General features: G+C 42.1%; 8 protein-coding genes and 1 pseudogene. 6 read left to right on the top strand and 3 right to left on the bottom strand.

Going from position 1 to position 10918, the window contains the following annotated elements; all coding sequences use genetic code 11:
* The 4 genes and pseudogenes from AABK37_RS37165 to AABK37_RS37150 form a co-directional block, all read left to right on the top strand.
* Positions 1 to 777: pseudogene (locus AABK37_RS37165) on the top strand (tetratricopeptide repeat protein); the annotation flags it as partial.
* A gap of 104 nt (positions 778 to 881) precedes the next feature.
* Entirely contained in the window at positions 882 to 1922 is a 1041-nt protein-coding gene (locus AABK37_RS37160) for a CHAT domain-containing protein (protein WP_432556463.1), read from the top strand.
* A gap of 196 nt (positions 1923 to 2118) precedes the next feature.
* On the top strand, positions 2119 to 3750 hold the full coding sequence (locus AABK37_RS37155) for a M48 family metalloprotease (RefSeq protein ID WP_432556462.1): 1632 nt from the start codon (positions 2119 to 2121) through the stop codon (positions 3748 to 3750).
* A gap of 56 nt (positions 3751 to 3806) precedes the next feature.
* The gene (locus AABK37_RS37150) at positions 3807 to 4610 is read left to right on the top strand and encodes a COP23 domain-containing protein (RefSeq protein ID WP_432556461.1); all 804 of its coding nucleotides are present in this window, start codon (positions 3807 to 3809) and stop codon (positions 4608 to 4610) included.
* Positions 4611 to 4749: 139 nt separating this feature from the next.
* Here the strand turns inward: AABK37_RS37150 and AABK37_RS37145 are convergent, their stop codons facing one another.
* From AABK37_RS37145 to AABK37_RS37135, 3 genes are read right to left on the bottom strand one after another with little or no spacing between them, the layout of a single operon-like run.
* Positions 4750 to 5727, bottom strand: coding sequence for an ATP-binding protein (locus tag AABK37_RS37145; RefSeq protein ID WP_432556460.1), 978 nt, complete (start codon positions 5725 to 5727; stop codon positions 4750 to 4752).
* Positions 5724 to 8186 carry a hypothetical protein gene (locus tag AABK37_RS37140; protein ID WP_432556459.1) on the bottom strand — a complete coding sequence of 821 codons (2463 nt, stop codon included), beginning with the start codon at positions 8184 to 8186 and terminating at the stop codon, positions 5724 to 5726. The genes AABK37_RS37145 and AABK37_RS37140 overlap by 4 nt, the downstream gene beginning before the upstream one ends.
* Positions 8179 to 9555: a hypothetical protein gene (locus tag AABK37_RS37135; protein WP_432556458.1), complete on the bottom strand. Its 1377-nt coding sequence runs from the start codon at positions 9553 to 9555 to the stop codon at positions 8179 to 8181. The genes AABK37_RS37140 and AABK37_RS37135 overlap by 8 nt, the downstream gene beginning before the upstream one ends.
* Positions 9556 to 9803: 248 nt before the next feature.
* On the opposite strand from AABK37_RS37135, the gene AABK37_RS37130 reads away from it, so the two are divergent.
* Together AABK37_RS37130 and AABK37_RS37125 are read left to right on the top strand one after the other, a co-directional pair.
* Positions 9804 to 10103 carry a TRADD-N-associated membrane domain-containing protein gene (locus tag AABK37_RS37130; RefSeq protein ID WP_432556457.1) on the top strand — a complete coding sequence of 100 codons (300 nt, stop codon included), beginning with the start codon at positions 9804 to 9806 and terminating at the stop codon, positions 10101 to 10103.
* Positions 10104 to 10236: 133 nt separating this feature from the next.
* A complete protein-coding gene (locus AABK37_RS37125) occupies positions 10237 to 10731 on the top strand; it encodes a DUF427 domain-containing protein (protein WP_432556456.1) in 495 nt (164 codons plus the stop codon).
* Positions 10732 to 10918: the final 187 nt, after the last annotated feature.

The following is a 10918-nucleotide window of genomic DNA, read 5'->3' as shown; positions in this document are numbered from 1 at the left end:
ATTACCCAAGCTATTGGCAAGCTCAACCAACCGGAAAAAGCCGCTTTCTTGCTCGATAAAGCGCTCGCCTCTGCCAACCAGATTCAGGATTCCTATTCCAAAGCCTCTGCCTTAAGTGCCATTGCCCAAGCCATTGGCAAGCTCAACCAACCGGAAAAAGCCGCTTTCTTGCTCGATAAAGCGCTCGCCTCTGCCAACCAGATTCAGGATTCCTCTTACAAAGTCTCTGCCTTAAGTGCCATTACCCAAGCCATTGGCAAGCTCAACCAACCGGAAAAAGCCGCTTTCTTGCTCAATAAAGCGCTCGCCTCTGCCAACCAGATTCAGGATTCCTCTTACAAAGCCGATGTCTTAAGTGTCATTGCCCAAGCCTATGGCAAGCTCAACCAACCGGAAAAAGCCGCTTTCTTGCTCGATAAAGCGATCGCCTTTGCCAACCAGATTCAGGAATCCTATGTCAAAGCCTCTGTCTTAAGTCGCATTGCCCAAGCCATTGGCAAGCTCAACCAACCGGAAAAAGCCGCTTTCTTGCTCGATAAAGCGATCGCCTCTGCCAACCAGATTCAGGAATCCTATGTCAAACCCAATGCCTTAATTGCCATTGCCGAAGCCGCAGCGAACCTGAAAAACTGGGGACAGGCACTACAAGCCACGCAACAATGCCCCAGTGACGAGTGTAAAGTGGAATCGCTGGCGAAGGTTTTAACGGTTCATGCCGAGCAGCAGCATCCTGAGTTGAAGGGGGAGGAGAATGAGGAGGCGGAGAAGGAGGAGTGAACTTTTTTCAAACAGCGATAATGAGCGAACAGTCAAAAGTCAAAAGTAATGACATAAATAATTTTGCGTAACCACTTATATAAAAAACCATATCAAAGAACACCGTGAAAAAAATCCTCATCCTCTCCGCCAACCCTAAAAACACAAGTCGTTTGCGCTTAGATGAAGAAGTGCGGGAAATCAAAAACACACTGCAACTATCTCCAAATCGAGAGGAATTTCAAATCATCACAGAATCTGCGGTACGAGTGGATGATTTAACCCGCTTTTTGTCTAATCATCAACCAACAATTCTTCACTTTTCCGGACATGGCTCTGGTACTGATGGATTAGCTTTGGAAGATAATTCTGGACACATGCAACTTGTCAGTACACAAGCCCTGGCAAAGCTATTTGATTTGTTTCAGTCACAAGTTGAGTGTGTTTTACTCAACGCCTGTTATAGTGAGGAACAAGCCACAGCAATTCACCAACACATTGATTGCGTGGTGGGAATGAATCAGGCAATCGGAGATAGGGCAGCCATTAATTTTAGTGTCGGATTTTATACTGCTTTAGCTGCGCTCAGGAATTATGAAGATTGTTTTCAAATGGGTTGTACCTCCATTGATTTGCAAGGAATTCCAGAGTATTTAACCCCTGCGATCAAAATTAGGCGACGGCGTTATCAGACAGTAGAGGCAACAAATCCAGTAAAATCTGACAAGGATAATAATATGAGTCATGATCGCAAAGACGGACAAAACCGTTCAGTTTCTATTGGGGGTAATGCCACTGGTAGCGCAATTATAACCGGAGATAGTAGCACTGCAAACGTCAATTTTCAACAAGTCAGTTTACCCGAACCTGCAAGCGTCAACATAGAAGCAGAACTCAACGCCTTACGTGAGATACTGGCGAAGTTAGAAACCTCAGACCGTCGTAAAATTGATAATGCCTTTGCTGATGCCCAGGAGGAGCTAAATAAGGCACAGCCAGATAAAGATGAAATGGGTGATGCATTAAACCGAGCGTTGAAATATGCCCAGAAAGCCGAAGGGTTTGCCTCTGCGATGGAAAAACTTCAGCCCCACTTAGCTAAAACTACTGCTTGGCTAGGTAATAATTGGCACAAGTTATTGAGTATAGTTGGTTTAACAATTTAAGTTTTAACTTTTGACTACATACCACAAAACTTTTTTGCAAGAGGATTTTGCTTTAAGTCTCACGCAAAGCCGCAAAGTCGCTAAGAAGAACTTTGTGTTTCAGTGAGATTTTTAATGATACAGCGATCGCTCTATACATATTGATGTCAATCCTAATACATTTAAACTAAGAAGCATGACATAGGTTGACATCACCATGAAACGACGCTGGAAGTCTCTACTGCTAGCCTGGAATTGGGTACTGCTGTCATTGGGTACATCAATATTGATTATCCTGACGCAACCTATTTCACCCGTTCCCGCACAAGAACCACCTGCGATTGAAGCTACGAAAAAGCCATCAGAACCAGAAAAACCCGCAAACACTCCGGAAACAACAGAGAAAAAGCCATCAGAACCGGAAGCAACAGACAAAAAGCCATCTGACGTAGCCGAACCCCCACCCACTCCCGAAGAACTCGCTCGTCGGCAAAAATTGATGGAAGGAGATAAGCTTTATCTTGCGGGAAATCTCCCAGAAGCGGAAAAAATGTATCGTCTTGCGAAAGCACCTTTCACCACAAAATTAAAGAATCAACAACGCAAACCTGCAATAATCGATCCAGCACAACTTTCCCCAGCAGGTAAAGTATACTGGCGGGAAGCCGAAGCCGGAATCGCAAGTAAGCTGCAAACTAGAACTTTAGTACCACTGCAACTATTAGTAGAACAAGTTCCCGAATTTATCCCCGGTCATATAAAATACGCTGAAATCCTGAAACAATACAATGATGAGAAAAAAGCATTAGCTGTATTAGACAGAGCTGCTACGCTATATCCGAATCAACCAGACTTAATTAAAGCCAGAGTTGCAGCACTTGCAGATGCGAAAAAATGGATGGAAGCTTCTTTAGCTGCGCGTCAATTTGCGATTCTCAACTCTAACGATCCGCAAGCGGCAGAATTTAAAAAGCTAGCTGACGACAATCTCAAACGTTATAAATCGCATATCCGCGCCGAAGTCAGAGGTAACACGATCGCCAACATCATCACTGGTGCATTAGGTTACGCTGTCACCGGCAGCCTTCTCGGTCCATTTTCTGCCCTTGATTCTACCATAATGTTGCTACAAGGGGAAGGGTCTGTTGGAGAATCTGTAGCCAAGCAAGCAAAAAAACAACTGAAATTAATTAATGATGAAACTGTTGTCAAATACGTTGATGAAATCGGACAGAAACTAGTTAAGGTGTCAGGAAGGGAAGAGTTTAAATACGAGTTCTTTGTCATCCCCCTCGAAGACCTTAACGCCTTTGCGCTACCTGGAGGCAAAATCTTCATTAATGCGGGTGCGATCGTTAAAGCCAATTCTGAGGCAGAATTAGCCGGGTTAATCGGTCACGAATTATCACACGTCGTCCTTTCCCACGGCTTTCAGCTAGTCACCCAAGGCAATTTAATTTCCAACGTTACCCAATATTTACCACTTGGCGGCACCATCGGTCAACTCTTTGGACTTAGCTACAGCCGCGATATGGAACGTCAAGCAGATACACTCGGTACACGTTTGATAGCTACCAGCGGCTATGCTTCTGATGGTTTGCGTAACTTAATGGCGACGTTAGAAAAACAACAGAAAAACGCTCCACCTACTTGGTTATCTTCTCACCCAGGTGGTTCCGAGCGAGTTAGCTATTTAGAAAGCTTAATTTCTGACACTGGCTATAACCGCTATGCTTATGAAGGAGTAGGGCGTCACCAAGAAATTAAAGAACGCGTGAAGCAACTACTCAAAGAGAAAAAAGAACGTGAAGAACGAAAAAAGAAGCCAAATGATGAATCAAAAAAATAAATTCTTCGTCATTTGAACTATCAACTCCCTAACCACTGTTCTGTTGAGGATGATTTATGTCATCAAAAACCTTTAAATTTCTGTTTTTTAGCAGTCTGAGTTTATCGCTCTTACTGGGCAATACCGCAGCATTTGCTCAATACAGTAACACAACTACCAGAACCACCACAACTACTTCCGATGGCGTTGTCGTACCCACAACATCAACAGGTGGTTCAATACCATCAAGACCAATAGATAATTCAACAGGTATACCAAATTACCCCAGCGTTAATGACATTGCTCGGTTTAACTGTCAGCCATATAACGGTCAGTATACCGTAATGTATCAACCACAAAGTCAACCAAATCAATATTTTCCGTGGGCAGCACCGGGAACATTAGGTGGTGGTTGGAATTCGCAAGCTCGTTGTAATGCGATCGCCAGTCGTTTAGAATCATATCGGCAAGATGGCTTATTAGAACTGCAAACAGCCGTAGAAAATAACCAGAACACAATCTGCGTCACCACCGAAGCTAATCCATCCTGTCGAATTGTCCTGACAGTACCTCCGGGAAGAGATGCCTATGATGTACGCAATAACGTTTTCCAAAATCTCGTTTCCGCCGACAATGGACAATACACCACAGCCGTCAACACTTACACAAGTCGTGGTAACGGAGCGAACGATTTATACAACTTAGGTCGGACACTTCTCGGTAGTGGCAATAGTCGCACTAATAATCTGGCATCTTCTAAAGGCGGAATCAATCTCAAACCATTCCTCGACCCCAAAGATGGCGGTACTGCCACTGGTTTGCGGAATGGCGTACCACGTCAAGGTAATTCGCAAAAGTTGAATCCTCGTAATTTCCGTTAATTAATTGTTTTTGCGTCCTAATCTTAAATATCTCCCTCATATCCCTCCTTTTTCTGGGGGGATATTTTTTATTTTTGCACTTATTTGGGATAAGGCGAAAGGGAAAGGTTAAAAAGTTTAAATTTATCATAACGTTCAATTACTCTATTTTTCCATTACTCAATCTTTCTGCCAGCCAATTACGAAAGCTGGCATGATAGAAACTGTAATTAGTTTTTGTGTCTATTCGCTGTTGCACTAAGAACTCAAGCCAATTTTCCAGCACTTCTTCGACTTCGTATTCATCTTCATCAATTATTTGAGCGATCGCACTCGCTGACATCCCTCCCTTTGACGCAGATGTTAGGACGCGAAGCACTTTCAACGCCACATCAGACAAACCCTCTTGTTTCATTTTTTGCCAATGCTGGATAAAGGAATGCACATCATCCCAGTTTTGTTCTGAATACTCGGATAAATCAAGAATTTGCGAAGGTGCTTCAATTAACAAACCAGATTTTTCTCTTTTGAAAGGACGACGGGTGAGAATAAAATAGACGCCATCCGGCAGATATCTGGGAAGATAAAACAGATTTGTACCTAGAGGTTGGCTGTTACGGTCAATTGCATCTAAGGCATCAATAGCAATTATCAACCGTTGTGGTGGTTCTAGTTTGTCGCTAATTTTCTGAAGCAGCAGCGAAAGAAACCAACTCCCCTTAGTGGCGTTGTCCGGAAGTACCCCCCTCACTCCCCCCGTAAACGGAGGGAAGTCTTCCTCCCTCCTCGCTTGCGGGGAGGGTTGGGGTGGGGTGCTAGCGCTATGCAACCATTCGATTAATTGCGTACATACATCCTTGAGAAATTCCTCGGCACAATTTTTACCCTCAACTTGGGCATTGTAATAAACAACATTACTGTTTTCCGTTACATACTTGGCGAGGATTGCACTTTTACCGCTACCGGGTACGCCAACAATGGTGAAGTAACCCCGGTTGTAGTGGTGGAGAAATTCGTTGATGGTAGTGAAGGCAAATTCACGACCGATAAAATTTTGGCTTTTTTCGAGAATGACTTGTTGAAATTCGGTTGGGTAGGAGGCGAAATTGATGGCGATTTGGGAAGGTGAAGTATTCATGGTTTCGCCTCCATGCCTTCTAGCCGTAGGAAATGCAAGCGTCCGGATTCTTCACCTGCTACTATTGTTATGCCATCTGGGGCAACGGCGCAGCAATTTATACTACTTTCTCCAGTGAAACTGGCAATTATTTTCTGAGTTTTCAAATCCCAAACTTTGAGAGTATGGTCAGAGGAAGCAGAAATCACACATTTGCCATTTGGGGTTACAGCTACATCATTTACCCAGTCTGTATGACCTATAAGCGTGAATAGTTCCTTTGCTGTTTCCAAACTCCAAACTTTGATAGTCTTGTCGTTAGAGCCAGAAATTAACCGATTGCTATCTGGGGTTACGGCTAAAGCATTTACACTATCTCCGTGACCTGTAAGAGTGAACATTTGCTTTGCAGGTATTAAATTCTGAATGAATTTAAAAAATCCTTCCCATTTGTACAAACTCCAAACCTTAATTTTTTTGTCACTTGAACCAGAAATTACCCACTTGCCATCAGGAGTTACAGCTATAGAATTGACCCAGTTTACCCTACCACAATTTATTAAGGCTTTAATTAGAATTAAGCAAAAACTTATCATCCATATAATAAATAATATAAACGGAATAAATTTGTCTAAAAATCTTTTCTTTTTATTCAGATTCCAAACTTGTATAGTCCTAAACCGACAATTAGAAATAGCTTGCTTGCCATCTTGGGTCACAGCTAGAGCATAATAATTTTCAAGTAAATTAATACCTTGTAGGTTGAATATTTCCTCTCTTTCAAAATTATAAACTTCGAGTTCGCCTAAACTAGAAATCACCAGTTTGCGATTAGGAGTGACAGCTAAATTATTTAGACTGCGCCTATTATAGCTGGATAGTTTCTCTCTAGTCTGAAGATTCCAAAATTTAAGACCATCCTCTCCACAAGAAATCGCCAGCTTGCCATTCGGGGTAATAGCTATCTTTTTGATCGATTCAATATGGGCTGTATTTACATTGTATCCTTCGGTACGAGTAAAATTTGACTCTGCATTTTCCAGATTCCAAACTTTGATGGTCTTGTCAGATGAAGCTGAAATCACCTGCTTGCCATCAGGCGTGACGACGACATCCATTAATGACTGGTTATGACCTGTGAGGGTAAACAATTCTTTACTAGTTTCTAAATTCCAAACTTTAATAGTTTTGTCCCAAGAACCAGAAATTATCTGTTTGCTATTCGGGGTGACTGTGACAGCCCATACCATATCCTGATGATTGGTGAAGGTGAACAGTTGCCTTCGAGTTATCAAATTACAAATTAAAATGAAATATCGTATTGACCAGTGATTATCGCCAGCAAGTTTGGAAATTTGCCTTTTGGCAATGAGATTGCGAATGTAAGTAAAAAATCCTATTCTTTTGTCCAGATTCCAAACCTTAAGAGTATTGTCTTTTGAAGCAGAAATTACCTTTTTACCATCAGGGGTGACAGCGACAGAAGTAACAGAGTGGCTATGACCCCTGAGAGTAAATAATAACCTTCCAGTTTTCAGATTCCAGACTTTAAGAGTATTGTCCCAAGAACCAGAAATTACCTTTTTGCCATCGGGAGTGACAGCGACAGCTTGTACTCCACGCCAATGACCCTTCAATGTGTACAATATTTCACCAGTTTCTATATTCCAAACTTTGATAGTTTTATCAGTTGAACCCGAAATCAGGTACTTCCCATCCGGCGTAACAGCTAATGCAAATACCCAGTTATTATGACTAGTGAGAGTACGTACTTCTTCCCCAGTCTGCCAATTCCAGACTTTGATAATTTTGTCCATTGAGGCAGAAATCACGTACTTTCCATCCGGGGTGATAGCCACTGCTAGTACGTAGTCACTATGACCAGCGAGAGTACGCACTTCTTTCCCAGCTTGCCAATTCCAGACTTTGAGTGTAGAATCATCCGAACCAGAAATCACGTACTTGCCATCCGGGGTGACAGCGACTGCATAAACCGAGTCACTATGACCGCTGAGGGTGCGAACTAACGCACCACCAGGGGGAGTTAAGCTAGCTGTCAACGGACGCAAGCAACTGGTTTTGGTTTGCGATATTTGTTGCAGCAACCCTTGAATTTCTGGCGCATCAAAGTGTAGCAAACGCCCTGACAATTGCTCTGCTAATTGCTTTGTATCTTCAATTAAAATATGTGCCGAGAGCCGCAACGCCCCTTGAATTAATTTCAGCGCTTTTACAGTTTCGATCTTGTATTCTGGGTGAGTTAATAATTGTGCATCTTCAATCAAATCGTAATCTTCAATTAGCAGTTGTACGCCAAATTTAGGATGATTAATTTTTGCTTCTATAAAATCAAAATCACTCAACAGACGGCAGAGTTCTTTAAGCTCACCCCCTTCCAAAGCCCATCGGAGTGATTCTCCCAAAAAAAGCTCTATTTCTTCCGGAGAAAGTTCAGCTAAGATAGTGCAAACATCACTCATTGCTTAACTTTCCTCTCGTAATCATCTTGAATAATTCAGCATTAATCTTTCGTAAATCCGCCTCCGCCGCTTGCACAATATCCTGGCGATGCAAAAAATCTCGGAAGCTTTCGTGATAAAACCTGTAACGCAGTGGTTGGTAATTTTCCTGCTTCTGCAAAAATTGCGCCCACCCATCAAGAACTTCCTGCACAGTTAACTCATTCTGCTTAGAATATTTGGCAATCACTTCACGGGAAGCTGCGCTACGTATAGCACACATAACATAGACAATCTTGATTTTATTTTTCGGTAAAGGCTTGCTTGTCATGCCCATGATTTCCCAGTGGCTGTAATAATATCCTTGTAAACCTACAGGTAATTCATCCAAAGGTTTATTATTGTAAAACCCTTCAGCGATCGCTGGCAAAACACAGCGCAAATACATAAAATTATTTTCGCTTTTTGTCGCTACCTCTTCCACAAACTCAGTATTAGAGAGATTTTGCTTTTCAATCCACTGACTCAGCCCCTGTTTATATTCTCCATCATTGAGCAATAGCCAAATATACTCTTTCACATCCTGACTACTCCTTTCAGGGTAATCTCTTAAGTCAAATTCCTGGGTGGGAACGCTGGGTGAAACATTCAACCTTTTATCATTCTGGTTATAAGGTCTTATTGTCAGCAGAAAGTAAACGTTTTCTGGAAGAATAGTAGGTAAATATAAAAGGTTTCCTGTCGCTTCTTGGTCAACTTCATCCAGTGCGTCAACAACAATTATTAGGCGATCGCCAGCACTAATTTTTTCGCTAGCTTTGGTCAGCAAACTTGATAAATCAGCATCGGCTGCATCCTGCAACTGGTAACGATTCATCACTTGTTTGCGAATTTTTTTCAGGAACAATTCCGGGCGATTCATTCCCTCAGCCCGAACATTAAAAAAGCAAATTGCTTCTGGGTTGTCTAATACGTACTTGGCTGAAATGGCACTTTTCCCCATCCCTGCATCACCCACGACAGTGAAGTAACCATTGGGGTTGTTGTTGAAGAACTCTTCAATAGCATCAAAAACGAATTTCCTACCACGGAATGACTCTGTTTTATCTTTAATTAATCGCTCAAATTCTGGCGGGATTTGCTGCGGATACCAATCTTTTGGAGCAACTATATCAGTTGGTTTAATCTTTAAAACTTCAGCAATCTTTAAAATAATCCTTCTTTCAACTCCATTAGGGCAGTCTTTCGTACCTAGTAAACGTTTAATTGTGTCACTAGAAGTACATGCTTTATCTGCAAGCTTTTCTATAGTTAAACCTGCTTGTTTATAGGCGTTTTGGAGTTTAATCTTCCCTTCTTGGCTAGATTGAACTTTATCTGATAGCATCATAAAATTTATTGATGAATATAAATTATAAATAAATCATACTTAATTTAATTTTACCTGTGTAGGGCAGTTAGGTTTTATTGGATTGCCCCATCTGCCCCATAATTTCGGGCAAATCAAAATTGAAACTCAACTTATCTGCCCTCGAATTTAAATTGTTGCCCGAATAGGATACAAATATGCAAGTTCAGAAAAACCTTGCAGATAGCTGTCAATCAATAAATTCTATACACAAACGAGGTCAACAACTCATGAACTTCAATATTTTTTCCAAACCCCAACCCAACAATAACGATGCTGCACAAGAAATGGAACAAAAAATAATAGAAGAATTATTACGCCAAGCGCGTCTCACCTTTAATCTTGCTTTAGGCGTAACCGCAGCATCTGCAATGATGACATTATCTGGTGTGGGACTTCTCTATTTAAATAAAGCATCAGAAGCCAGCCTCACCGCAGGTGCAGGAATTCTTGCCAGTATTAGCAGCGTTCAGTTTGCCAAAGATGCAAAAGAAGAATTGCACGAGATTATAGACAATTTGCCAAAATAACGCCGGAGATGGGGATGGGTGCCTCTTCGGGCTTAATATAGTGGTGTGCGATCGCACACCGCTAACAGATTATTATCTGTGGTTTAATCTTTAAAAAATCCCTAGTCCCTAGTCCCTAATTCCTAACCCCTATATGACACCCCAACGCATCGAACCCAATCCCGGACAAGAATCAGTTTGGGATTACCCCCGTCCCCCTCGCTTAGAAGACACAACCAAACACATCCAAATCATCTTTAATGATGTACTTATCGCAGATACCCACAGCGCTAAACGTGTTTTAGAAACCAGCCATCCACCCGGTTACTACATCCCTCCTGCGGATATCAAAATGGAATATCTACTTTTGACACCGCGTTCTAGCTTTTGTGAATGGAAGGGAAGTGCCGGTTACTACAATATCCGCGTGGGTGACAAAGAAGTGCAAAATGCTGCTTGGTTTTACCCCGAACCGACACCAGAGTTTGCATCTATCAAAGATTATGTAGCTTTTTACGCCCACATGATGGATGCCTGCTATGTGGATGGGGAAAAAGTACAACCGCAACCAGGTAACTTTTATGGAGGTTGGATTACCAGCGATATTGTCGGACCTTTCAAAGGTGGCGCCGGCACTTGGGGATGGTGAGAATTTACAAATGAAATCAGTCTAACAACCGTCGCACGGAAATTATGATGTTGGGAAACGCCAAAGGATTTACTTCGCCATTACTTAGCTTAAAACAAAAGAAGCCTCACGTCTCACCCTGTACTCAGGGGAGCGTGAGATGAATTTTGGGCAATGACGAATTGACCAACGAACGATATTGAACGCA

The sequence above is a fragment of the Tolypothrix sp. VBCCA 56010 genome, assembly GCF_050875635.1.
Lineage (GTDB): Bacteria > Cyanobacteriota > Cyanobacteriia > Cyanobacteriales > Nostocaceae > Hassallia.
The sequence above is the reverse complement of the archived record's forward strand: the minus strand, read 5'-3'. Positions and strand labels throughout refer to the sequence as shown.